The sequence below is a fragment of the Desulfovibrio sp. An276 genome, assembly GCF_002159665.1.
In the GTDB taxonomy this organism is placed as follows: domain Bacteria; phylum Desulfobacterota; class Desulfovibrionia; order Desulfovibrionales; family Desulfovibrionaceae; genus Desulfovibrio; species Desulfovibrio faecigallinarum.
The window spans coordinates 22,109-46,050 of sequence record NZ_NFJC01000021.1; the positions used below are offsets into that span (position 1 = coordinate 22,109).

22 protein-coding genes and 1 pseudogene are annotated in these 23,942 nt (G+C 54.9%); 11 read left to right on the top strand and 12 right to left on the bottom strand.

What is annotated here, in order from left to right:
• Positions 1 to 69: 69 nt before the first annotated feature.
• A complete protein-coding gene (locus B5F76_RS09415) occupies positions 70 to 1,044 on the bottom strand; it encodes a bifunctional riboflavin kinase/FAD synthetase (protein ID WP_239407012.1) in 975 nt (324 codons plus the stop codon).
• Between the two features lie 41 nt (positions 1,045 to 1,085).
• A complete protein-coding gene (locus B5F76_RS09420) occupies positions 1,086 to 2,912 on the bottom strand; it encodes a DEAD/DEAH box helicase (RefSeq protein WP_087353669.1) in 1,827 nt (608 codons plus the stop codon).
• A gap of 319 nt (positions 2,913 to 3,231) precedes the next feature.
• Between B5F76_RS09420 and hisI the strand changes: the two genes are divergently transcribed.
• From hisI to B5F76_RS14545, 7 genes are all read left to right on the top strand, one after another.
• Positions 3,232 to 3,615 (top strand): phosphoribosyl-AMP cyclohydrolase, encoded by a 384-nt coding sequence (gene hisI, locus B5F76_RS09425; RefSeq protein WP_087353675.1) that lies wholly within the window; start codon positions 3,232 to 3,234, stop codon positions 3,613 to 3,615.
• A gap of 103 nt (positions 3,616 to 3,718) precedes the next feature.
• Entirely contained in the window at positions 3,719 to 4,609 is an 891-nt protein-coding gene (gene hisG / locus B5F76_RS09430) for an ATP phosphoribosyltransferase (RefSeq protein WP_087353748.1), read from the top strand.
• Positions 4,610 to 4,749: 140 nt separating this feature from the next.
• Entirely contained in the window at positions 4,750 to 5,547 is a 798-nt protein-coding gene (locus tag B5F76_RS09435; RefSeq protein ID WP_087353679.1) for a YkgJ family cysteine cluster protein, read from the top strand.
• A 234-nt stretch (positions 5,548 to 5,781) separates the two neighbouring features.
• Complete coding sequence (gene tyrS / locus B5F76_RS09440; protein WP_087353683.1) at positions 5,782 to 6,975, top strand: tyrosine--tRNA ligase; 1,194 nt, start codon at positions 5,782 to 5,784, stop codon at positions 6,973 to 6,975.
• 111 nt (positions 6,976 to 7,086) lie between these two features.
• Positions 7,087 to 8,298, top strand: coding sequence for a histidine phosphatase family protein (locus B5F76_RS09445; RefSeq protein ID WP_087353686.1), 1,212 nt, complete (start codon positions 7,087 to 7,089; stop codon positions 8,296 to 8,298).
• Between the two features lie 79 nt (positions 8,299 to 8,377).
• Positions 8,378 to 9,676: an AAA family ATPase gene (locus B5F76_RS09450; RefSeq protein ID WP_087353688.1), complete on the top strand. Its 1,299-nt coding sequence runs from the start codon at positions 8,378 to 8,380 to the stop codon at positions 9,674 to 9,676.
• Positions 9,660 to 10,373: a hypothetical protein gene (locus tag B5F76_RS14545; RefSeq protein WP_144268450.1), complete on the top strand. Its 714-nt coding sequence runs from the start codon at positions 9,660 to 9,662 to the stop codon at positions 10,371 to 10,373. The genes B5F76_RS09450 and B5F76_RS14545 overlap by 17 nt, the downstream gene beginning before the upstream one ends.
• 88 nt (positions 10,374 to 10,461) lie before the next feature.
• Here the strand turns inward: B5F76_RS14545 and B5F76_RS09455 are convergent, their stop codons facing one another.
• Both B5F76_RS09455 and B5F76_RS09460 read right to left on the bottom strand, forming a co-directional pair.
• A complete protein-coding gene (locus B5F76_RS09455) occupies positions 10,462 to 10,803 on the bottom strand; it encodes an AzlD domain-containing protein (RefSeq protein ID WP_087353691.1) in 342 nt (113 codons plus the stop codon).
• Positions 10,800 to 11,552, bottom strand: a complete 753-nt coding sequence (locus tag B5F76_RS09460; protein WP_162608790.1) for an AzlC family ABC transporter permease — start codon at positions 11,550 to 11,552, stop codon at positions 10,800 to 10,802. The genes B5F76_RS09455 and B5F76_RS09460 overlap by 4 nt, the downstream gene beginning before the upstream one ends.
• Before the next feature lie 261 nt (positions 11,553 to 11,813).
• Between B5F76_RS09460 and aroE the strand changes: the two genes are divergently transcribed.
• Entirely contained in the window at positions 11,814 to 12,629 is an 816-nt protein-coding gene (gene aroE, locus B5F76_RS09465) for a shikimate dehydrogenase (RefSeq protein ID WP_162608791.1), read from the top strand.
• 3 nt (positions 12,630 to 12,632) lie between these two features.
• On the opposite strand, the gene B5F76_RS09470 is transcribed toward aroE, so the two are convergent.
• From B5F76_RS09470 to B5F76_RS09485, 4 genes are all read right to left on the bottom strand, one after another.
• On the bottom strand, positions 12,633 to 13,691 hold the full coding sequence (locus B5F76_RS09470; protein WP_087353696.1) for a tetratricopeptide repeat protein: 1,059 nt from the start codon (positions 13,689 to 13,691) through the stop codon (positions 12,633 to 12,635).
• 57 nt (positions 13,692 to 13,748) lie between these two features.
• Positions 13,749 to 15,155 carry a hypothetical protein gene (locus B5F76_RS09475; RefSeq protein WP_087353699.1) on the bottom strand — a complete coding sequence of 469 codons (1,407 nt, stop codon included), beginning with the start codon at positions 15,153 to 15,155 and terminating at the stop codon, positions 13,749 to 13,751.
• A 74-nt stretch (positions 15,156 to 15,229) separates the two neighbouring features.
• Positions 15,230 to 16,942, bottom strand: a complete 1,713-nt coding sequence (locus B5F76_RS09480; protein WP_087353703.1) for an LIC12162 family transferase — start codon at positions 16,940 to 16,942, stop codon at positions 15,230 to 15,232.
• Between the two features lie 107 nt (positions 16,943 to 17,049).
• A complete protein-coding gene (locus B5F76_RS09485; RefSeq protein ID WP_087353754.1) occupies positions 17,050 to 18,111 on the bottom strand; it encodes an N-acetylneuraminate synthase family protein in 1,062 nt (353 codons plus the stop codon).
• Positions 18,112 to 18,367: 256 nt separating this feature from the next.
• On the opposite strand from B5F76_RS09485, the gene rdgB reads away from it, so the two are divergent.
• Positions 18,368 to 19,012: an RdgB/HAM1 family non-canonical purine NTP pyrophosphatase gene (gene rdgB / locus B5F76_RS09490; RefSeq protein ID WP_087353757.1), complete on the top strand. Its 645-nt coding sequence runs from the start codon at positions 18,368 to 18,370 to the stop codon at positions 19,010 to 19,012.
• Positions 19,013 to 19,169: 157 nt separating this feature from the next.
• On the opposite strand, the gene B5F76_RS14550 is transcribed toward rdgB, so the two are convergent.
• From B5F76_RS14550 to B5F76_RS09510, 4 genes are all read right to left on the bottom strand, one after another.
• Positions 19,170 to 19,697, bottom strand: a complete 528-nt coding sequence (locus tag B5F76_RS14550) for a hypothetical protein (RefSeq protein ID WP_144268452.1) — start codon at positions 19,695 to 19,697, stop codon at positions 19,170 to 19,172.
• Between the two features lie 94 nt (positions 19,698 to 19,791).
• Positions 19,792 to 20,421: a GDSL-type esterase/lipase family protein gene (locus B5F76_RS09500; RefSeq protein WP_087353708.1), complete on the bottom strand. Its 630-nt coding sequence runs from the start codon at positions 20,419 to 20,421 to the stop codon at positions 19,792 to 19,794.
• 1 nt (position 20,422) lies between these two features.
• Positions 20,423 to 20,932, bottom strand: a complete 510-nt coding sequence (locus B5F76_RS09505; RefSeq protein ID WP_087353710.1) for a hypothetical protein — start codon at positions 20,930 to 20,932, stop codon at positions 20,423 to 20,425.
• A gap of 198 nt (positions 20,933 to 21,130) precedes the next feature.
• On the bottom strand, positions 21,131 to 23,041 hold the full coding sequence (locus B5F76_RS09510) for a heavy metal translocating P-type ATPase (protein WP_087353713.1): 1,911 nt from the start codon (positions 23,039 to 23,041) through the stop codon (positions 21,131 to 21,133).
• 219 nt (positions 23,042 to 23,260) lie between these two features.
• Between B5F76_RS09510 and B5F76_RS09515 the strand changes: the two genes are divergently transcribed.
• Positions 23,261 to 23,572, top strand: a complete 312-nt coding sequence (locus tag B5F76_RS09515) for a helix-turn-helix domain-containing protein (RefSeq protein ID WP_087353716.1) — start codon at positions 23,261 to 23,263, stop codon at positions 23,570 to 23,572.
• Positions 23,569 to 23,823: pseudogene (locus B5F76_RS15590) on the top strand (HipA N-terminal domain-containing protein); the annotation flags it as partial. The gene B5F76_RS09515 and the pseudogene B5F76_RS15590, both read left to right, overlap by 4 nt.
• Positions 23,824 to 23,942 lie beyond the last annotated feature (119 nt).

Consider the following 23,942-nt stretch of genomic DNA (forward strand, 5'->3'; position numbering starts at 1 on the left):
ATACGATACTTTTTTGTCTTTTCCCTGCTGCGCGTGCAGGCAGGGCGTACCCCATGGGTACAGAGAGGACTAGCGGCCTTCCCTTTCGAAGTCGTGGTTGATGCGTCTGCCTTCGGCTACGTCCAAATCTATCTGGGCCACGAGCTCCTTTGGAGAGGCAAAGCGTTTTTCCGCGCGCAGGCGCTGCAGAAACTGCACTTCAACGCGCTCTGCGTAGAGATTGATGTCACAGTCGAGAAGGAAGCTTTCGATGGTTCTGCCCTTTCCTTCAAAGGTGGGCTTGAAGCCTATGTTGGTGACAGCAGGGTAGCTTTGTCCCCTGTGCACCACCCTTGTGGCGTAGACGCCGTCCGGGGGGAGCAGCACTTCTGCCGGCTCAAGGTTGGCAGTGGGAAAGCCAAGGCCGGATCCCCTGCCGTCCCCGTGGATAACCATGCCCTGCAGGGTATGCGGGCGGCCGAGCATGTGCCGGGCTGCCACCATATCGCCTTCCTCGATGGTCTTGCGTATGCGCGTGGAGCTGATGGGGGCTTCCTCAAAGAGAAGAGGGGGCACCTGGTGGACCGCAAAGCCGTACTTTTCCCCGAGCCTTGAGAGTGCGGCAAAATCCCCGCTCCTGCCCTTGCCAAGGCAGAAGTCGTAGCCCACCACAAGGATTTCCATCTTGAGGGGCGCAAGGTAGCCCAGGTAGAATTCCTCTGGACTCAGGGCTGCGATTTCCCGTGTGAAGTTGAGCTCCATGAGAAATTCCACCCCAAGAGACCCCAAAAGACGCCTTCTGGTCTGCAAATCTGCCAGGGGCGGCATGTGCTTTCCCGAAAAGAGCGCCCTTGGGTGGGGCGAAAAGGTCACGACCACGCTGTCGAGATCGTATTCCTTGCAAAAGCCTAGGGTCGTTCCAACCAAAAGCTGGTGTCCGCGGTGCACGCCGTCAAAATTGCCTATGGTGACAGCACATTTCCTGCCGTTGGCAGGGCGTACTGGAATGGTGTGCATGGCCTTGTCCGGATCCTGTGTGTCCCGGGCAGTGTCGCCTTGGGGCATTTGTCTGTCCTTTTCCTTTTTGTATCCCTAAATCTGTGAAACTAGTCGTCGCCAATCCCTGAAGCCTGGGGCTGCGGGCTTGTCTGGGCGCTGTCGGCCTTGCCGGAGCGCGAGCTCTTGCGCCGTCTCGGGCGGCGACGCCTGCGGCTGCGATCAGACTGGCGCTCGGCTGCATCCGTGCCGGCTTCGGCGCTGCTTCCTGCGTCCGTGTCAGCAGACGTTTCCGCAACCGGGGCTGCTTCCCTGGTTTCTTCAGGCTTGCCCTGTGTGCCAGCGGCATCCTGTGCCTTGTCGCGACCCTTGCCCCTGCGCCTCTTGCTCTTGCGCTTTTTCTCCTCGCCCTCCTTTGTCGGGGAAGAGATCTCGCCTCCATCCCGTCCGGCCTTTTTGCCGGAGGGCAGGGCAAGCTCGTTCAGGGTGTTGTGGTGGAAGGCGTCGAGCAGCATGGCAAGCAGGCTTGCGCCCGTGCCCTCGCTCTCCTCGCCCTCCGCAAGGCTGGCAAGCTCCCTTGCAAGTTCAACGTACCTGCGCGAGCGCACCTTCTGCAGCGAGGTAAGACCGCGGTAGTGGGATTCGAGCAGGGTGAGCAGACGCCCGGAAACCACTTGGGCCACCTCGTCGTCCGTGGGGTTGGGGATTTCCTGAAGCCTCAGGCTGTAGTGGCGCGCAATGCGGTCAAGCTCCATGCGTTCCATGATGTCCACAAGGGAGATGACTGTCCCTGCAGCATTGGCCCGACCTGTCCGGCCTGCTCTGTGGATGTAGCTTTCGTGATCCTCGGGCGGTTCGTAGAGGAAGACGTGGGAGAGGGCTGGAATGTCTATGCCGCGCGCTGCCACGTCGGTAGCCACAAGGAAGCGCACCTTGCCCTCGCGCACCCTGCGCATGACGTCCTCGCGGGCGTTCTGGCTCTGGTCAGCGCTCAGTTCATCCGCGTTGTAGCCAAAGCCCTGCAAGACACCTGTCACGTAGTGCACGTTGGCCCTGGTGTTGCAGAAGATAATGGCAGAGGCAGGGTTTTCCATCTCTATGAGGCGGATGAGGGCCCTGTCCTTGTCCATGCGATCCACAGCGCAAAAACAGTGCTGCACCTCGGCCACGTAGACCTGCTTTTGCGAGAGGGAAAGCAGGCAGGGGTTCAGCATAAACTCTTTTGCAAGGTTCAGGACGTGGTGCGGGTAGGTGGCGGAAAAGAGGCTTGTGTAGATGCGGCGCTTCGGAAGATAGCGCTGCACCTGCTTCATGTCCGGATAGAAGCCTATGGAGAGCATGCGATCCGCTTCGTCAAAGACCAGGGCGCGCAGGTTGTCCAGCGAGAGGGTTCCGCGCAAGAGATGGTCCAGGATACGGCCGGGGGTGCCTATGACAAGCTGCGCTCCCTTGCGCAGTTGCTCGCGCTGGGCGTGGTAGCCCACACCGCCGTAGAGGACGGCTATGTTCAGGCCTGTGCCTTCCATGAGCACTTCGGCCTGCTTTGCCACCTGCAGGGCAAGCTCGCGCGTGGGCACAAGGACCATGGCCTGGGTGCATGTGTAGGCTGGCCTCAGGGCAGGGACCAGAGGCAGAAGGTAGCAGCCGGTCTTGCCGGAGCCTGTGCGCGACTGGATCATGATGTCTCGCCCGTCCATGAGGTAGGGCAGGGCAAGGGACTGCACTGGCATGAGCCTGTCCCAGCCGGCCCTTGCGCAGGCTGCCTGCATGCTCGGGGGAAGCTCTTCCAGGACCACTGGAGCCAGGGGATTGTCCGGATGGGTAATTTCAAGACTGTCTGCGTCGGGAGCTGGTACGCTTTCCTGGGCGGAGATGTCCTGGGGATTTGTCTGTTGATTCAGTAGATGCGGTTGTGCTTTGTCGCTTGAGTCGGGCATGGGTAGGATCCGCGTAAAAAGTAGGAAGATGCCGGCCAATTCCGCAAAGAGGGAGAAGGGGCATTGTAATGGGAAGGAGGTGAATGCGGCCCGAAATGTGCCATAAAGCCGACATGCTGGCAAGGGGCGTGCAGAAAGCCTGCAGGGAGTCCCTTTGCCGCAGTATCTTTGCCGCTTTGTCACAAGAATGCTTCTTGCCTCCGAACGGGTTTGAGTTTAGTTTTGCTTCCGCTCATCTGCCGGCGTGACCGTATTGTCACACATGGGGCAGAAGGTGTGCATCAAAGGGTGTGCATCAGGGGCACATCAGGAGGACTACATGCAAAAACCCAGCTTTGTTCCCGATTTTTCCAAGGGTCTTGTTCCGGCCATCGTGCAGGATGCCAAAGACGGCGAAGTGCTCATGCTGGCTTATATGGACGAAACCGCCTGGATAAAGACACTTGAAACAGGCGAGGCCCATTACTGGAGCAGATCGCGCAAGAAGCTCTGGCACAAGGGAGAAAGCAGCGGCAATGTGCAGAAGGTCCACTCCATACGCATAGACTGCGATCTTGACACCATTTTGCTTTCGGTCACGCAGATTGGCGATGCGGCCTGCCATACGGGCAGACGCTCCTGCTTCTACCGCAAGTGGGACGAGACCGGCGAGAGCATCTGCTCTCCCCAGATCTTCGATCCCGAAAAGGTCTACAAGAAGTAGTATCGGGAGAGACACCACATCACAAGGCAAATCAGCTGTGACGCGCACGACATTTTACAAGGACATGCGCGCCTGCAAAAAAGAATTTGTTTGGGGGAAAACAATGGACAAGAAGAATCCGATTCTGAAATTCGGCGTGCCCAAGGGGTCGCTCGAGGACGCCACCGAGGACCTTTTCGCACGCGCAGGCTGGAAGATCTACAAGCACGAGCGCAACTACTTTCCCGAAGTGAATGACAGCGAGATGGTCTTGAGCTTGAGCCGCGTGCAGGAAATCGGCGGCTATGTGGCAGCAGGCATCCTGGACGCCGGCATCTCCGCCCTGGACTGGCTGCGCGAAATGGATCTGGAAGACGAGGTGGTGCAGGTCTGCAATCTTGTCTACTCCAAGAATTCCCTGCGCCAGAGCCGCTGGGTTTTGGCAGTTGCCGGCGACAGCCCCTACCAGAAGGCAGAGGATCTGCAGGGCAAGCGCATTGCCACCGAAGTGCAGCATCTGTCCGAGCGCTATTTCGCGGAAAAGAACGTTGATGTAAACATCTTCTATTCCTGGGGTGCAACAGAGGCCAAGGTTGTGGAAGGCCTTGCCGACGGCATCGTGGAAGTGACCGAGACCGGCACCACCATCCGCGCCCACGGCCTGCGCATCATCGACGAGGTCATGTGCTCGAACCCCGTGCTTGTGGCCAACAAGAAAGCCTGGGAAGATCCGGCAAAGCGCCGCAAGATCGAACAGCTGCAGCTTCTTCTCGAAGGTGCCCTGCGTGCCGAGAGCCTTGTGGCCATCAAGATGAACGTGGCAAAGGAGAATCTCGCCAAGGTGGAGGCCATGCTGCCTGCCCTCAACTCCCCCACGGTCTCTCCCCTGCAAAACGGCACCTGGTTCTCTGTGGAAACCGTTGTGCGCACGGATGTTGTCCGCGACCTCATTCCTCAGCTGAAGGAAGCCGGTGCCGAGGGCATCATCGAATACACCCTGAACAAGGTTATCTAGCGAATTTCGCAAATTTCGGGCATGTTCGGGCTTACCCCTTGGGGCAGCCCGTGCACAACCCAAATTTCAAGGGCGCCTTCGAGCGCCTTTTTTCGCACAAAGGCGCAGGCACAAGGACTTGCGTCGCAAAGGAGAAATGAATGAGCGGCAAGGAAACCCAACCCCTGTTTGACGAGGAAAAGGCCCAGGACTGGCTCGATTCCCTGCCCACCGTGGGCGAAGGCCAGACCTTCTGTTTTGAGTGCAACCCCGACATGCCCTGCTTCAACCGCTGCTGCAGGCAGCTCACCTTGCCGCTCACGCCCTACGACGTGATGCGCCTGTGCCGCAGGCTTGGCATGAAGTCGGATGTCTTTCTGGACAATTTTGCAAAGCTCAAGACCTTTCCGGATTCCGGCCTGCCCATAGTCATGCTGAACATGCTGAAAGATCCGGACGAAACCTGTCCCTTCGTGACACCCGCTGGCTGTCATGTCTACGAAGACAGGCCGAGCGCGTGTCGCAGCTATCCCCTGGGCCGCGGAACCCAGCTTTCCCGCAACGGCGTGAGCGAGACCTTCTACCTTGTGCAGGAGCCCCACTGCCACGGCTTTGACGATGGCCGCGACTGGACAGCCAGGGAATGGTTCGAGCACGAGGGCCTTGAGCCCTACAATGTCTCAAACGATCGCTACATGCGCCTTGGCGCCATGATCACAGCCTCCGGCTCTCCCATAAGCGAGAAGATGGGCAACATGGCACTTTTGTGCCTCTATCAGCTCGACAGATTCCGCGAATTCATCACCACCATGAACATCTTCAAGCGCGTGGAAGTGGACGAGGAGCGCCAGAAGGCCATCATGGAAAGCGATGAAGCTGCCCTCGAATTCGGCTACGATTGGGTTGAGCTTGTGCTTTTCGGTCAGAGCGAGGGACTCAAGAAGAAGGGACAGGCATAGTTTTTGTCCGCAGAAGCAGCCTGGATATTTTTTGTTGGTGGTGCCAGACGGAATGCCTTCTGTCTGGCACTCAACATCTTGGGATAATAGATGAAATTTTGTATACCTTGGCTGTGGCAAAAAGTGCGGGCAAGCAGGGCAACTGTTTGCAATTGCTGAAAGGTCACGGTATGCTGTGAGGTTGAGAAGCCCAGATTTTTCCTGGGCCCGCCATATGTACAAGGAGAAGCATTGATGCAGGATATTGACTCTCAAATGGCCCTCATCAGGAGGGGTGCAGCCGAAATCATCGACGAGGGCGAACTTCGCAAGAAGCTTGAGAAGGGCACACCCTTGCGCGTCAAGGTCGGATTTGACCCCACAGCCCCCGATCTGCACCTGGGCCACACTGTCATCATGCAGAAAATGCGTCATTTCCAGGACCTCGGCCATACGATCATCTTCCTCATCGGCGACTTCACCGGCCGCATCGGCGATCCTTCCGGCAAGTCTGCCACAAGGCCTCCGCTCACCGAAGAGGAAGTGAACGCCAACGCCACAACCTACAAGAAGCAGCTGTTCAAGATCCTGGATCCCGAGAAGACCATCGTGGAATTCAACTCCCGCTGGCTCGGAAAGATGGGCGCCGCGGACTTCATCCGTCTGGCCTCCAGCTACACAGTTGCCCGCATCATGGAGCGCGACGACTTTTCCAAGCGTTTTCATGAAAACACCCCCATTGCCATCCACGAATTCCTCTACCCCCTCTGCCAGGGCTACGACAGCGTCGCCCTGAAGGCAGACGTGGAAATGGGCGGCACGGACCAGAAATTCAACCTGCTTGTCGGCCGCAACCTCCAGTCCCACTACGGCATGGAGCCCCAGTGCATTCTCACCATGCCCCTGCTCGTGGGCCTCGACGGCGTGCGCAAGATGAGCAAATCCTACAAGAACTACATCGGCATCGACGAGGCTCCCTCGCAGATCTTCGGCAAGACCATGAGCGTTTCCGACGATCTCATGTGGTCCTACTACGAGCTTCTTTCCGCAAAGGACATGAACGAGATTGCCGCCTTAAAGAAGGGGGTGGCCGATGGCTCCCTGCATCCCAAGAAGGTCAAGGAGGAGCTGGCCCACGAGTTTGTGGCAAGGTTCCATGGCGAAAAGGCAGCAGACGAGGCCAGGGCCGACTTCAACGCAGTCTTTGCGGACGGTGGTGTTCCGGCAGACGCCCCCTCCGGCGAGATGGACGCAAAGGACGCCGACCCCGTGTCCATCCTGGCCAATTTCGGCCTTGCCAAGAGCCGCAGCGAAGCCAGGCGCAAGATAGCCGAGGGTGGCTTCTACGTGGATGGCGCCCAGGTCAAGGACGACAAGACGCCCCTGACAAGCGGAAGCTACGTCATCCGCTTTGGCAAGAAGAAGTTCCTGAAGCTCACTGTTCGCTAAGGGCAGCGCGCAAAGGTTTTTGTTGGGCCCCCATTTGCGGGGCCCTTTCCGTATCTGACAGGCATTGTTTTGTCGGACACTGTTTTGGACAGCACCAGAGGGATTGGTGTCATGAGCAAGCTTTATGTCGCCCTGGTAGGACTTCCTGCCAGCGGCAAATCCACACTGGCCAAGAGAATACGCGACGATTTTGTGGATGAGGGCATCAACTGCGCCATCTTCAACAATGGCGAACTGCGCAGAAAGATTGCTGGGCCAGCCTCGACAGAGTCCTCCTGGTACGCGCCGGACAACATCGAGGGGCGGGAGATCAGGGAACACATCGCCCTTGCCAACATGCAGGAGGCCAGGAAGTTCCTCGCAGAAGGCGGGGATGTGGCAGTCCTTGACGCCACCAACGGCAGCCGCAAGCGCAGAAGACTCCTTGAGGAGACTCTGAACGACCATCCCCTGCTCTTCATAGAGTGTCTCAATGAGGACCCTGTCCTGCACGAGGCCTGCATACGCCGCAAGGCCCTTTTGCCGGAGTACGCCTCCTACAGCGAGGAGGATGCGGTAGAGAGCTTCAAGGCACGCATAGCCTACTACAACTCCATCTACGAACACCTGGACGAGGAAAAGTTCTACCTGTGCGTGGACACCATGGCAAACCGCATCATGGCGGAACGCCCCATGGAAGGATCTCCCTACTATCCTGCCATCCGCGAACTCATCGTGACCACCTGGGCCAGGGAACTCTATCTTGTGCGCCACGGCCAGACAGAGTTCAACGCCGAGGGCCGCATTGGCGGGGATCCGCTTCTTTCGGAAAAGGGGCGCATGCAGGCAGCCCAGCTTGCAGAGCACATGAAGGACACGCGCATTGACTACATCTTTACCTCGACCCGCAGGCGCTCTGGGGAGACCGCAGCCTTCCTGGCGAAGACAAGGCCCGATGTGCGCATCTATGCCCTGCCCGAATTCGACGAGCTGAACGCAGGCATGTGCGAGAACATGCGCTACGAGGAAATACGCGAGACAATGCCCGAGGTGACAAAGGGGCGCAATGCGGACAAGTTCAATTTCTGCTACCCCGGGGGCGAGAGCTACGCCATGGTCATGCAGCGCGTCTTGCGGGGTTTGCGCAGGGCACTCTTCCTCTCTGCAGGCGCGCCCACCTGCATAGTGGGCCATCAGGCCATAAACCGCGTGGTTCTTTCCATGTTCATGCGCCAGCGCACAGAGGACATTCCCTACATGTTCGTGCCGCAAAACCAGTACTACCGCATAGAGTGCACACCGCGCGTGCGGCTGGTCAAACGCATCCCGTATCTGCCCAAGTAAGGTGTAGGGCAAGAGGGCTAGACAGAGGACAGTGAACAGCCTCTCACTCCAAGGTAAGACAGTTTAAAAGGGGAAATCTATGTTTGTACAGCATATTGAAGGTCATAATTTCAGAGGTCTCCCAGACTTCTCCTTGGACTTACATAAAAGATTAAATATATTTATAGGTAATAATGGCACTGGAAAATCCAGTATACTTTATTTTATAGCGTTGATGGTTTCACAATGTAGAAATATAACAAAATATGAATTATCTTGTAAATATTCAGATATTAATAATGAAAGTAATGAGTTTAATGGAAAAATAAAATGTAAACATGAAAACTCTTATGTTATAGCAAGTTATTCATATAGTGAAAATGAAAAAAAATCAAAATATTTTGAAAATTTTTCAGGTGAATTCAACGATAGCAATGAAAAAAATGGTCCTCTTTTTCAGCTGAGGAAAGAGGTCGAAGAGGGTGTCATTCCTTTTAAAAAGAATTTCCCTTTAGTTGTTTCCTATCCAACAAATAGAGCAATTCTCGAAATTCCTGAGCGTATAAGAGGATTTAAGCCAGCAGTAAATCCTGTTGATGCCCTTGATAATGCACTTGAAAGTAATCTTGATTTTCGCTCTTTTATTGCTCTCCTCCGCATGAGTGAAAATTATGCAAAAATAACTAAACAGAATAACGATCCATATATTCAATGGAAAGCAAAACAGATACAGGCAGTAAATACAGCTATCAGCACAGTGATCCCAGAATTTGGACAATTACACGTTACACAAAATCCATTTAAAATATCTATACTAAAAAAAGAAAAACAGTTCTATTTTTTGCAACTTTCTGATGGAGAGAAGTGCTTGATCGCTTTGCTGGGAGACCTCGCGCAGCGACTTGCGATTTGTAATCCTGCACTGGATAATCCATTGGAAGGCGATGGAGTTGTCCTAATTGATGAACTGGACCTTCATCTTCATCCTGCGTGGCAAAGTACTCTTATAGAGAAATTGCTGAAAACATTTCCTAATTGCCAATTCATTGTCACAACTCATTCGCCTCTTGTCTTAAGTAGTGTTGAAGCTGACAGTATTTGGATAATGCAGGATGAATGTGCCCCCTATCACCCCGAGCGCTCCTATGGAATGGAAGCGTCGGAGTTGCTTCGAGAAATCATGGGAACACAAAGCCGTCCACAAGCCGTGACAACAGCCCTTGAGGATATAGATCGCCTCATTGATGCAGAAAAATTTGATGAGGCTAGAGCTGCTATACGAAAATTGGCAAGTGTCACTGGAAAAATTCCTGCTATATACGCAGCAAACAGCTACTTGACCATGATGGGAGAAGAACAGGCAGATATAGAGGATGAAGAACGTGATACCCATTCATAAAAATCAAGAAAATCCATTATTGGAATTTGAAAGGATTCCTGGTGTTACATATGATGACAACAGACTTCCTAAGAAGGAGCTAAAAGCAAGTCTTCTCAAAGAACAAGGTTATTTATGCGCCTATTGTATGTCACGTATTTACGAAAATTCAATGAAGATTGAACATTGGTTGCCACAAAATCCTGACAATGAAGGATGTGAACTTTCGTCTGAGGAAAAAGAAGCTAATAGACAACATTCTATAGACTATAAAAATTTGTTGGCAGTTTGTAAAGGTGAAGAAGGAAAGCAATCACATCTTCAACATTGTGATACAAAGAAAGGTAATAAACGTCTATTATATAATCCGGCAAACCCAGATCATTATAATAAACTTAGAATAAAATATCTTCGTACAGGTAAAATTGAATCAGAAGATAGTGATTTTAATGAACAACTTGGGGATGAAAAAATAGAATATGAAAAAAATACAAATGAAGGCATTCTTAATCTTAATTGTTCTAAGTTAATGTCTAATAGGGCAGATGTAATTAATAAAATAATTGACACTTTGAATCAATTAAAAAATAGAGCTCCTTCAAGACAGATTGATTCTATTCTAGAAAAATGGTGTTCACCAGACAGAAATGGAAGACTACAAGAATATGCAGGAGTTGCAATTTATTTTTTAACAAAAAGGCGTAAAATTAGATTGTGACTAATAATTCTTGCCCGTATACAGAAGAGGGACGGTCGAACACGATGTTCAACCGTCCCTCCTGCGTTCCTGCAAGACACGAAGGATCTTAGACATAGAGCCCGAAATAGCGCATGCCGGCCACAAAGGCCATGGCAAAGACAATGGTCGCAAAGAAGTTCTTGCTGACTATGGCGAAGATCATGCTGGCTATGCCAGCGACAAGGAAAACGTTGTTCAGGGGATCGGGGTTGAAGTTCCCCCCGTAGAACAGCAGATCCGGAGCCACGAGGGCTGCCATGACGGCTGCCGGTATGTAGTTGAGCCAGGTCTTTACGAAGGCCGGAAGCTCTCTTGAAAAGGCGTACAGAGGAAGGATGCGGGGGAGAACAGTGGCAAGGACGCAAACGCCCACGCAGATCATCATATTGCCAAGGGACGTAGGGTTCATGCCTGAACCTCCTTGCCGGGATCGGAATCCCCGAATTTGCCCTTTTGCGACATCTTGGTCTCCACAATGGCGCAGATGGTTGCGGCAATGATGGTTCCGAGAACCACGTTCCACTGTCCAAGGCCTGCGAGGCGCAGCATAATGGAGAAAAGGGCTGCGAGGATTGCGGCAATGATGTGCAGCCTGTCCGTGCACTGGGGAATGAGCAGGGCTATGAACATGCCGCACAGGGCGTAGTCAAGGCCAAGAGGGCGAACGTCGCTCACCATGCTTCCGCACAGGGCGCCGACAACCGTTCCCATCACCCAGGCAAACTGGGCACAGCCCGTGGCCGTGAAGATGGCGGTCTTGTTGAGCTCCCAGCCCTGCTGGAAGGCTGTAATATGCACTGCAAAGAGCTCGTCCGTTATTTGCCAGCCATAGATGAGGCGCGCAAGGCCCTTCAAGGGGCGGACATGGGGTGCCAGGGCCACGGCCATGAGGAAGTAGCGCAGGTTGGTGACAAAGACCGCCAAGGCAGTGGAGATGAGGCCTGCTCCTGCGAACCAGAGGGAAATGGTAATGAACTGGCCGGATCCTGCAAACATGAGGATGGAGGTGGCTGTGGCAAGCCAGATGGGCATGCCGCTTTGGGTGGCAAGCACGCCAAAGGCAAAGGCCACGGGCGCATAGCCAAGCATGATGGGCAAGGCTCTTGCAAAGCCAACTCGTACGGCCTTGAGCGTTTCGGGGGAAGTGGTGGCGTCCATGTAGAATGAATTGTTTGGGTGAATTGTTTGGGGGCATGCCAGGTATAAGTCCTGCCTGGCACAGGCCGGCAGTCCAAATGCCGCATGTGTGGGCAACCAGCCAGCGGCCGCGCATGTATAATCCCCCATGCTCAGTTCGACAAGAGTATGGGAGGGAAGGTGGTTTGTCTTGTTTCCGAAGGCACTGGGAACTATAGTGCGCGCCATGCGCGGGATGGGATCAACCTTCCTGCAAAGATTTTCGAATCTCGGAGGCAGCACATGGAAACGCACAAGTCTGGACAGTATTTTGTCATAGGAAAGCCCATAGCGCACAGCCTAAGCCCGCTCATCCACAATCAGGCCCTAAGGGAACTGGGCCTTGAAGGGACATACAGTGCCAGGGAAGTGGCAGTGGAAGAGTTGGCGGACTTTTTTGCGGAGTTTCGTTCTGCCCACCATGCAGGCTGCAACATTACCCTGCCTTTGAAGGTAGCTGCCTTAAGTCTTGTGGATGAGGCAAGCCAAAGGGCGCAAAGGCTTGGCGCCATCAACACCCTCTACTGGAGAGAGGGGCGCCTGATTGGCGAAAACACGGATGTTATCGGCTTTCGGGTACCCCTTGAGGGCAAGAATTTTGCCCACGCCCTGATTCTCGGTGCCGGTGGTGTCTCGCGGGCAGCCATCTGCGCCCTGCAGGAAATGCAGGTCAAAAAAATCACCATAACCAACAGAAGCCCTGAAAAAGCTCAGGCCCTGGCAGAGGAATTCGGCATAGGCTGCTCGCCCTGGGAGGAGCGCTCTGGCCTTGAGGCAGACCTTGTCATCAACGCCACAAGCCTTGGCATGAAGGGCGAGCGCGAGGACATGACCCCCTACCCCTTGTTCAGAGGCACAGGCCTTGCCTATGACATTGTTTACACGCCGGAGAAGACGAGATTCTTGCGCGAGGCCGAGGCCGCTGGCTGGCAGACGCAGAGCGGTGTTGCCATGTTTGTGGAGCAGGCCAGGGCATCCTTCAGGCTCTGGACAGGCCTTGAGATGCCCAAGGAGAGCGCCTACACGGTTGTGCGCACAGCCCTTGCCGCAAGGAGCTGATACCTACTTCTTGCCTCTTGCGCGCTTCAAGTCGCGCAAGGCCTTCTTGGCGTCCGGGTCGCCATTGTCCGCTGCCAGTGTGTACCATCGCTGGGCCTCTGTGATGTTCAAGGGAACGCCCGTTCCCTGCTCGTACATGAGGCCAAGGCTGTACTGGGCTGCAGCGTCGTTGTTTTCCGCTGCCTTGCGATACCACTCGACTGCCTTTGCGTAGTCTTGGGCAACGCCGTGTCCCTGCTCGTACATGAAGCCCATGTTGTACTGGGCAGGCGCATAGCCTTGGTCTGCAGCCTTCTGGTACCACATGAGAGCTTTCGTGTAGTCCAAAGCGTAGCCTCTGCCCTGGGAATACATGAAGCCAAGATTGTTCTGGGCCTTGGGAAGGTCCTGTTCCGCAGCCTTCTCCAGCCAGTGCACGGCCTTGGTGTCGTCCTGGAACTGGCCCTTGGAATTCATGTAGATCCAGCCAAGGCTGTACTGGGCCTCTGCCAGCCCCTGATTGGCAGCCCTTGAGTACCAGTCAATGGCCTTTGCCTCGTCCCTCTTCACACCCCTGCCCTGGGCGTAGAGATAGCCCAGGTTGAACTGGGCCGTGGCATGGCCCTGTTCGGCAGCCCTGGCAAACCAGCGCGAGGCTTCGAGGAAGTTGCGGCGCACGCCGGCACCCATGGCCAAAACCTCACCATAGGCATTCTGTCCTCTGGCGTCGCCCTGTTCGGCAGAAATCTTGAAGTACTGGGCAGCGCGGGTGCGGCTCTTGCGTATGCCCTGTCCTGTCTGGATGAGCCTGCCAAGAACATAGGCTGCCTCGCCGTTTTTCCTGTTGGCAAGGGGGGTGAGCAGATCGACAGCCGTGCGGTAGTCCTGGGCGTCCAGGGCCTTTTGTACCTTGACAAGGACAGCGTCGTCCTCGTCGACGCCACTTTGGGCGGATGTCTGAATGTCCTGGGAGCCTGTTTCGACAGCGTGGACAGGCAGGGCGAGAGACAGGCAGAGGAAGGCGGAAAGGAGAAGGGAAAGGGCACTCCGGTTCAGGGATTTGCTTGTATGAAGGTCTGACATATGGGACTCCGTCAGAAGGCAAGGAGGAATCGGGAAACGGGTGGAAAGGTACCGTGTCTATATGGGCTTGTCTTCCGCGACCTCTGGTAACGTGAAGCCAAGCTTTTGCAGCATCGAGGCTGTCTCGCAAGAGAGGGCAGGGCGAAAGTCCGAGCATGACCAAGAATCCGGCTCACCCTTTTCAACGTGGCATTGAAGAAGGCCAAGGGCGGCAAGGATGCGGCCCATGTGCGTCTTTCCAAGAAGCCCCGTATCATGGGCCCTTTGCACAATCCTGCGCAGGACAAGGGCAGTGACAAGGAAAACAAGGCCCGCACCTTCGCGCTCCCTCTCCTTCAGGGAGCAAGCGGACAGGAGAAGGGGAGCCAAGTGGGCAAGAATACGCTGCCAGAGAGCTTCCTCGTGCGCAAGGGCAGGGATGCAGGAAAGGGGAAGGTCCACATCCGAGCGGAAGACTCTGACGTTCTCCCTGGCCTTTTTGTTCTTCTTTTTCTTGCCCTGAGTCTGGCTTTGGGCCTGTTTGGCTGGCGCAGCGGGGCTGCCTGCAAAGGCGTAGAGATACTCGTCGTCCGGGCTGCGCTTTTTCCTGCAGGGGGTGTCTGCGCCATCCACAACCTCAAGGCCGTCGAAGGAAAGCTTTTTGCAAAGCTTGTCGTCCCATTTCACAGGGACAAGGTAGTGCAGGCCCCTCTCCCTTGCGAGGAAGCGAAGGGATTCGCTGGACGCTTCACGGGCGGTGAAGAGTGTGCAGCCTGTGTCACAGCATGTGGCTGCGCGGGGAAGGCTCTCTCCTTTCATGTCGAGAAGTCGTCCGTACACGGGCTCGAAGCCGGTGTCGCCACCCTGCAGTGCAAGGCAAAGGCCAGGGCCATTGTCCTTGCAGGCATCTTTCCCAAAAGCTGCAAGTGTTGCGGGACATTCCATCGGCATCAGCAAAAGATACGAGGATGTGTCCGAGCCTTTTGCTTGCCCGAGGGAGCGGAACAATTCGTCTGCCCCCTTTTTGCCAATCTTAGCATACAGTGCATGGATGCTTTTTTCGGAAAGGTCGAGTCCGGGAAAGACAAGAGAGGCAAGAGATGCCTTGTACTGTGCGGCACGCAAATCTTCCCCAAGGTCCGGGTGCAGGATGCCTAGGCTTGCCAGGGCAAGGACAAGGTCTGCGTCCTTGTCGCCCAAATGCGCCGCAAGCCTTGCGCGCAAATCGGCGTCTAAGTCTGCCACAAGCAGCGCACAGCCGAGAGTGCGCCTTTCTTTTGCCTTCATCCTGGAGCTAACCGGAACAAAGGCGCCGTCCACAATGTGGCCTATGACCTTGCCGTTGCGCGGCTGAAAACCCTTGGCCGTGCGAACGGCCTTGGTCCTTGCGCGCACGCAATAGCGCAATGGCCCCTTGCCACCCGTGTCGATCACTACGGTATTCTTGGGCCTTGGAACTGCTCGTATGTCCTGAGGAACACCCATGGGACAAATTCTCCGAAAAATTTTGTACCTTTTTGAACTATCTATAGTTCAAAATTTTGAACTGACAAAATCCGCTACAGGCGGCGCAATGTGCCAGTCCAAAGCGCATCCCTGTGGCGGGGAGCAACCCAGGCGTAGGCATCCATGAATGCTTCCCTGGCAGCCTGCGTCTTTTTGTCGCGCCACCAGCTTGAAGGATCGTCCCAGACGCGGACAACATGGACTGCCGCATCCTCTGCGCTCGAGTGCCAGATGCCGGCCTCCCCCAGTTTCAGTAGCATGGCGTGGAAGTCGTCGTCGATGGGCCAGCAGGTGGGATCCCAGTAGCAGATGGTGGGAATGTTAGCTGCCATGGCTTCAAGCATGGTGGTTCCGTGGTGATCGAGGACCAGCAGGCGGCAGTGCAAAAGCTGTGGCATGAGGGGGCCTGTGCACAAACGCAGGCGGGGAAAGCGCGAAAGCAGCCAGGGTGCGTCGTCCAGCGTTCCCGGAACAGGGAAGTAGGGCCTGTACAGCGTCTGGGACTGTATCTTGTGTCCCAAAGATTCCACAAACCACTGCTTGTCCTCCCTGTACTGGAGGTTTTGCATGGGTGTGGGATGGCAGTCCAGCTGGTAGCCCACTGTGGGCATCTCCGTGCCAACCAAAATGAGGTTGTTTGAGCCACCCCGCCAGCAGTTGGAGACATTGGCAAGCTGGGCCGGGGGCAGGGGCAGGAAGTTGGCCTTGCCGCACTTTCCTTCCACAGCCGATTCCTGATGCTTCCAGCCCCAGGTGATGAAGGCGTGCTGGGTATACTCCACAAGCTCCATGGCGCAGATGTGGCGCATCATGCCGTAGTTTCCGCCGTGCTGAACGCAGGCAAGCCTTCCGCCCCTGGCGCGCCAGAGGGCAAGCTTTTGCCTGTAGTGCGCGTCCTCGTACATGAGAATGTGAGCCACGCGAGTCTTGTGCTTCGGGCCTGGCGCATGCTTTGGGTGTTTGAGGGAGCGTATGCTCTTGGGCAAAAGGGCCAGGAAGATGGGCATGGGGTCAAGGGGCAGATCAATGTGCGCCCCGGTGACTTTGGATGAGTAGTGGTCGCGAAGGCTGCGCGAGTGATCCTCGCCCCTGCTCTTGTGCAAGAGGGCCAGGGAGTAGCGCATGGCCCTTGCCATGGACATGCCCCTAAGGGGTGGGCAGGGCAGGGAGAGGGCGAGATTGCGCAAATTTTCGCGCATCCTTTCCCCGAAACTCTCGGGCTTGTGCAGGGGGTAGTCCTCCCTCACGGCGTCAGCTTCCACCACATGCCAGGCCCCTGGTAGCATGGGGCGCAAAAGCAGCGAGCACAGCCAGTGCAGGCAGACGGGATTGAGGCAGCCGTGCAGGACCACATCCTGATCGCAGCCCATGTCAAAGGAACAGTTGTCCGGAAGAAGGGCAACCGAGATTGAGCTTGCGCCATAGGTGTCCACCATGGCCCGGACCCTGTACGTCAACTCGACCAGAATCTTGGCAACATTGATGCAGTAGGGCGCAAGCAGGGTTTCCCAGTAGACGTCGGGAAGGGCTACCTTTGGAGCAAGGTGGTGGGCAAGGGGCGGGATCATGTCCGTTGCCAGGGCAAAGGCTTCGCCAATGGCCCTTTTTTGCAGCTCACGATCTGTGAAGGGCTCAGGGGCTATCTCGAAATGTTCCTCCCAGTAGGGGAAGAAGTCTTCCTCTGCCGCAAAGCACCAGGGGCCAGCGGCTATGATGTCTGTTCCGTCTGAAGGCACGGCCATGGGGCCAAGCACAAGCTTTTTCATTTTTTTGGCTTTGGGAAATATTGTCGCTGCCCCCTTGGAGGAGAGCAGCGACCAGAAGAATGAGTGAGAGAAAGATTGGGTTTGGGCACTTTGCCCCAAAACACAGCCTAGCGATCGAGGTCTGCCCAGGAGAGAACAGTGTCCTCGGGGATGTCCCTGCGAGCGCGCATGGTGAGCACCTCGTCAAAGTTGCGGGGGCTTATGCCGTGGGCAGGGCGCTTCCAGGTGAGATCCTCGGGCGTGATCTGGCTTCCCCTGGCAATGTTGCGCGCAGCAACCAGGGAGCGCCTGGCATTGGACCTTGCGGGTGCTTCGGAGGCGTAGGAGCGCACTTTGAAGTCGCCAACCATGGTGATGAGATGGGACATCTTCTCCCTGAAGAGCTTGAGATCCTCCTTGTCCATGGCATGGTAGTGATCGTTGCCGGGCAGAGTCTTGTCAAAGGTAAAGTGCTTTTCAAGAATGCGGGCGCCGAGCAGGGTTGCCGTGACCAGGGTGTGCATATCCATGGGCAGGGTGTGGTCGCTGTAGCCTATGACAAGGTCCGGGAAGTGGCGCTTCAGGCCCACGATCATGCCAAGGCCTGCGTTCTCGTCCATGGTGGGGTAGTTGAGGACGCAGTGCAGAAGGGCCAGGGGATTGCCTTTTGCGCCTATCCACTCCACTGCCTCAGCCACCTCGTGCAGATCCGAGGCGCCGGTGGAGAGGATGATGGGTTTGCCAAAGCCGCACATGTATTCGATGAAGGGCTTGTTGGTGATGTCCGAGGAGGAAATCTTGTACACATCCATCAGGGGATTGAGGAAATTGGCGCTTTCCACGTCAAAGGGCGTGGACATGAAGGCAATGTCCTCATCGTCACACCAGCGCTTGAGCTGCTCGAACTCGTTTTTCCAGAAGCTGTCGTGCTTTTTGAAAAGCTCGTACTGGCTTAAAGTGGGTTCCTTGCTGGTGTCCCAGTAGGCAGGGCTGTCCTTGGAGGCAAGGGTTCCGGCCTTGTAGCTCTGGAACTTGATGGCGTCAGCACCACCTTCCTTGGCCTCGCAGATGAGGCGCTTTGCAAGGTCCATGCTGCCCTCGTGGTTCACGCCTGCCTCGGCGATGATGTAGGGCATGGGAATGGACTTTTCCTGGGCAGGAAGAGTGAGAAAATCGTGTATGTCGCGCATGATGGTCTTGTCCTTCACGTAGCGTGCTTTTGCAAAACGGGTATGTCACGAAGGGCGCGCAATTGCCCCAGCCCTTCGAGAAGGCTTGCTAGCATACAAAGAACCGAAAGGCAAAAGAGCACAAAGGGAGCATGCTGGCCGAAACAGGGGGCCAATGGCTGAAAAAAGGGGAAAAGCCCCTGTCTGGCAATTTGTCCGCGCACGGGGTATAGAGGCCTTCGCGCTCGCAGGCGCAATACATCAAGGAGTGACGGATATGGCTGAGCCTCTCAGGGTCGTTTTGGCAACACACAATCAGGGCAAGGTGCGCGAGCTGGCCGAGCCTTTGGCCGCTCTCGGCGTGGAATTGGTTGGCCTCGATGGCTTTCCGCAGGTGGGCGAGATAGTCGAGGATGGCGCGACCTTCGCCGAAAACGCGCTCATCAAGGCGTACACAGTGGCAGAGGCAACAGGCCTTATTGCCATTGCCGACGACAGCGGCCTCGAAGTGGACGCATTGGACGGTCGCCCAGGCATCTATTCTGCGCGCTATGCGGACTCCGAGCTTCCCCTGGAAGGCGAGACAAGGGATCAGCGCAACAACAGAAAGCTGCTCTTCGAACTCAAGGACGTGCCCTACGAGCGCCGTCAGGCCCGCTTTGTCTGCTGCATGGCCTGTGTGGCGCCAGGACACTACGAGGACGACGAAACACTTGTGGTGCAGGGAACCTGGGAGGGCCGCATCCTGAACGAACCCATGGGAGAGAACGGCTTTGGCTACGATCCTGTTTTCGCGGACATTGTGCTTGGCAGAAGCGCTGCCCAGCTTACCCGGGAAGAGAAGATGGCAAGAAGCCACAGGGGGGCTGCCGTGCGCTCCCTTGTCTCCTGGTGGCCCAAGTGGCTTGCCTCCCTCAAATAGCAGACAGGAATTTTTCGTATTGAAAAGGCCGGGTGTTTTCACCCGGCCTTTTCAACTGGTGTGTTGGAGATTACCTACTGGATGTAGCAGCGTTCAATACTCCACTAAAATCTTTTAGATCATACGTGCAATGTAAAAATATACCGCTTACAACTATTCATACATGGAGCTTTTTTCCTTTTTGGGCTTGAGAAATTATATTTGCAATTTTCGTATCCCATTCAAAGGTTATTGTCGGTCCATTTACTCTTTTTTTGAATTTCTTGATTGTATACAGATTTCCCTTGTCTATTCTAACTACGATATTTTGTGTGTTTAACTTTGTATCGTTGAGCAAACGTTCATCAACAAAAGCTAGTGTAAACTCCATCTTGTTTGGAATTCCTTTATTGTTTATAAAAACGGCAAATATATTAGTTCTTACTGAATAATTTTGACTTGTTTCAGTTTTTCCATTTTCAGTACATGTAAGAAATGTATTTTTACTGCCATCTTCAGGAATACATACAAATTTATTTGCAACATGCCAGTTTCCTAATTGAATTCTATCCATTGCAGCTTGAGAAGAAACATTGGTTGCATAAACTGGTTCAGCTGCATAAGTCTTGTTTGAACCTACATATAAAAAAATTAATAGCAAAAATGGTAAAAAGAGAAAAAGGGAGATTCTGGGAAGTTTTTTCATTGTCCACCTCCATAATCACCTATTACAAGTTTTGCTGGCACAAAAACTGCATAAGAAAATAGTTTTTGAGCCAAGAAAAAACGCTATTTCTGTGTTATTGGAGACTTGCAAGAAAATGTCCCAGGAGTTCTCCAAGAGCCCTGTGGCCTTCCTGTGACATATGGTAGCCGTCCATGGCGTCCATGTGGGCAAGAGCCTTCGATCCGTCAAGGAAGAGGAAGCCCTCCTCAAGAGCAGCAAGCTTGAAGTCGTGGGCAAGGTTTTGGCCAAGGATGTCCGCACTGCCGTAGCCTGTGGCGCACAGATCTGAGATTCCGTGAGGCGCAAGGGGCGGGGGGCTCAGGAAAACAACCTTCGTGTCCGCTCCGCAGCGCTTTTTGGCAAGCCTTGCCATGCGGATGAGGTTGTCCGCGATCGATGAGCCTGCAAGATTGAGGGGTGCCATGACGTCGTTTGTGCCTAGCATGAGCACTAGGCCCTGCAGGGGAAGATTGCTCTCAAGAATGCCGGCAAAGGTTGCCCCGCCGTGCAACTCCCCGGGAAAGAGCTCGTGTTCCCAGACCGAGGCTCTGCCGTTCATGCCGTCTGCCACAAGTGTCGGGCAGCCTGGCACAGTCATGGCAACTGACGGGAAGATGGCATCCAATGGCAGGCGCCCGCCACCTGGCTGATAGCCCCATGTGTTCGAATCTCCATAGACAAGGAATCGGGCAAACGCGTCCATGTTAGCGCCTTATGGTGGAAGCTGAAGGCAAAAGCATGGGATCCTGGTTGCGCATATAGTCGAAGAAGGAGAAGGCGTCTTCCTTGTTGCCTGCGGCAAAGGTTAGGGCAATAATATCGCCATTGGTGCCCACCCAGATGGTGGTCGGAGCACCTGTGGCCGTGGCCTCGATGCGCATGAGATAGCCCTCGCGTACAGGAGCCGAGAGAATGGTGACACCTTGTTTCTCAAGGCGCTTCAAAAGGCTCTCGGTTTCCTCCTCGAGGGTTGTATACTCTTCTGTTTCGCCCACCTGTACAAGGACCGAGACGTTCTTCTCCTTGTTCACGTAGTAGCCGAGGGAGTTCTTTATGGTATTGAGGCCAGGGGCCATGGACACGTCCCACTGATCGGGCATGTCGATAATGTCGTAGTAGTCGCAGGTAAAGGATGTCCGAGCCCAGCTACTGGCAGGCAGGATGAGGAAGCCAAGAAGAAGCAGCAGGATAAAAAGAGAGCGAATAACTTGCATGTATGGCTCCGGATGAATTGGCGTTGCCGATTTGGTATTGTCGAGGGGGAAGGTCCCATGAGGGCGCATATACTAGCCGACTCCTGCCCGACACGCCAGTGCAATTGCATGCGGGGTTTCGCAAAACGCAAAAGACCCCTTGCGGGGCCTTTTGTACAGGAAGGAGATGCCTGAAAAGGGCTTGCTCTGTTGTGTCCGCTAGACCTTCTGTTCTGTTTGAGCAGGAACAAGGGCCGAGTGTGAACTCTTCCAGTTGAGCAGGAAGATGGAATTCACAATGACAAAGACCGAGCCTGCGTTGTGCACAAGGGCGCCTGTGACGGGATTGAGCACAGCGGTCATGGCAAGGATGATAGCAACGAAGTTGAGAACCATGGAGAAGGCCAGATTGGCCTTGATGGTTCGCATGGTGCGCTTCGAGAGTGCAAAAAGATGGGGCAGCATGCGGATGTCGTCGTTCACAAGGACTATGTCCGCGGCGTCGATGGCAATGTCGCTTCCTATGCCGCCCATGGCTATGCCAACTCTTGCCCGCTTGAGCGCAGGGGCGTCGTTAATGCCGTCGCCTATCATGCACACGGGATGGCCCTGATTTTCATGGGAAGCTATGAAGGAGAGTTTATCTTCCGGCAGACAGTCCGGGTGAACCTCGTCCATGCCGGCCCTTGCGGCAACAGTGCGGGCAGCGCTTGCGTGGTCGCCAGTCAAAAGCACTGGTGTAACCCCCACGTTTTTGAGGCTGCGCATGAGGGATGGTGCGTCCTCGCGCATGGTGTCGGCAAGGGCAATGAGGCCGGAAAGATGATTGTCCACGCACACATGGATGACACTCTTGCCCTCGTCAATGAGCCTGGCTGCGAGTTTCTCCGCTTCGGGAGAAAGGGCCAGGTCAAGACTTTCCACAAGATCCCTGTTGCCAGCGCTCACTCTGTGCCCCTCGACAGTTGCCGAGACACCTTTGCCCGGAGTCATGACAAAATCTTCCAGGGCAGGCTCGGCATTTTTGTTCGTTTTGCGCCAGTGTGAGACAACAGCCTTGCCAAGGGGATGCTCGGAGCGCAGCTCCACAGCTGCCGCAAGGCGCAGGACATCTTCCTTCGAAAGGTCGGAGACAAGGCTTTTCACGTCCGTGACCGAAGGGGTTCCCAGTGTCAGGGTGCCGGTCTTGTCAAAGGCTACGTGCTTCACTGTGGCAAGGCGCTCCAGGGCATCTCCCTCGCGCACAAGAAACCGGTGCCTTGTGGCATTGCCAATGGCAGCCATGATGGCCGTGGGCGTAGCAAGGACAAGGGCGCAGGGGCAGAAGACCACAAGGATGGTCACGGAGCGCAGGATTTCGCCTGTGACAAACCAGCAGAGGATTGCGGACACGAGGGCAATGACCACGACCCAGGTTGCCCAGCGATCGGCAAGGCCCACAATCTTGGCCTTACTTGCGTCCGCGGACTGGACCAGACGTATCATGCGCTGCAGGGAGCTGTCCTCGCCTACCTTGAGGGCGCGCATGTCAAAGGCGCCGAACTGATTGACAGTTCCGGAGAAGACAGTGTCCCCGGGGTGCTTGTCCACTGGCAGGGATTCGCCAGTCATGACAGCCTGATTGATGGAGGTGGAGCCTGTCACGACAACGCCGTCTACGGGAATGGTCTCGCCTGGCAAAACTCGGATGAGATCGTTTACCCTTGCCTCTTCGGCTGCCACAACATGTTCTGTCCCATCCGTATGCACGATGCGGGCAGTCCTGGGTGTGAGATGCACAAGGCGCTCGATGCCTGCCCTGGCCTTGGCAACAGTCAGCTCTTCCAGAAGGGCGCCCAGCTGCATGATGAAGGCCACTTCACCTGCAGCAAAGTCCTCGCCCACTATGACGGCCGCGACAAGTGCCATGGAAACAAGAACGTCCGCCTTGATATCGAAGGCAGTAACAAGGCCGTTTATGGCTGCCAGGATAATTGGTACACCGCAGAGGATGATGGCTATCCAGGCAGCGTCAAAGGGGAGGGAAAAAAGATCGAAGCCGCTGACAATCAGGGCAAGCCCAGAAATGACCAGAAAGACGATGTCCCTTTTGGTCCCGCCAAGCTCGAGAAGTTTTTCAAGAGGATTCATTGTGGTCTCCTATACCTATGGGGGTATAGGTATATTGCAGGGAGAGGAATGGGTCAAGGAAAATTGTCCTGTTCCATGAGTTAGATAAAAGACAAGGGCTAATCTTTGCGCTGTCTTGTCAGGACTCATGACTTTAGCTATCCTGTTTTTGTTGCCCAATAAAAGGAAGTATATTTCCAGATAAATTTAATTAACAGATAAAATATTTCCGGTTAAATTATGCCCAATTTGGTCGTTATCCGCTCCATCCGAAAGCTTGGCAGAGACATCAGATCCGCACGTCTTCGTCGCAGACTACCCATGTCCCTGGTAGCCGAGCGTGCCGGAATATCCGTAAAGACACTGAGCAGCCTTGAAAAGGGCGAAACAGGGGTGAGTATTGGCCATGTGGCTGCAGTTATCGCTGCACTCGGCATGGGGACACCCTTTTCGGACATCCTGGATCAGAAAAACGACAATTTCGGACTTCTGCTTGACGAAGGGCGCCTTCCCAAACGGGCTCGTCTTTCCAGAAAGGAGCCTTTTGCATGAGCGAACGGTATAGCATCTATCTCCAGCGCAGAAAGCTGGAATTGGTCGGAACTCTGTGGCTACGTAACACAAGAGGACATATCTCCTCGGCCTTCACCGATGATGCTTATTGGCTCGGGACGCCAGGTGCTTTTGCCTTGAGTCCAGACCTTCCACTCAATCAGTATCCCAAGACGTGCAAAGAGCTCTTCTTATGTTTTCAGGATTGCTCACCCGATCGCTGGGGCAGGGTTCTGCTCCAGCGCCAGGAAAGGCAGCATGCACGCAGGGAAGCTCGCAAGCCACACGCTTTGCTTATATCAGATTATTTGTTGCGCGTTCAGGACTGTACACGGCAGGGCGCCTTACGTATTTCTGCAGATGAAGGAAA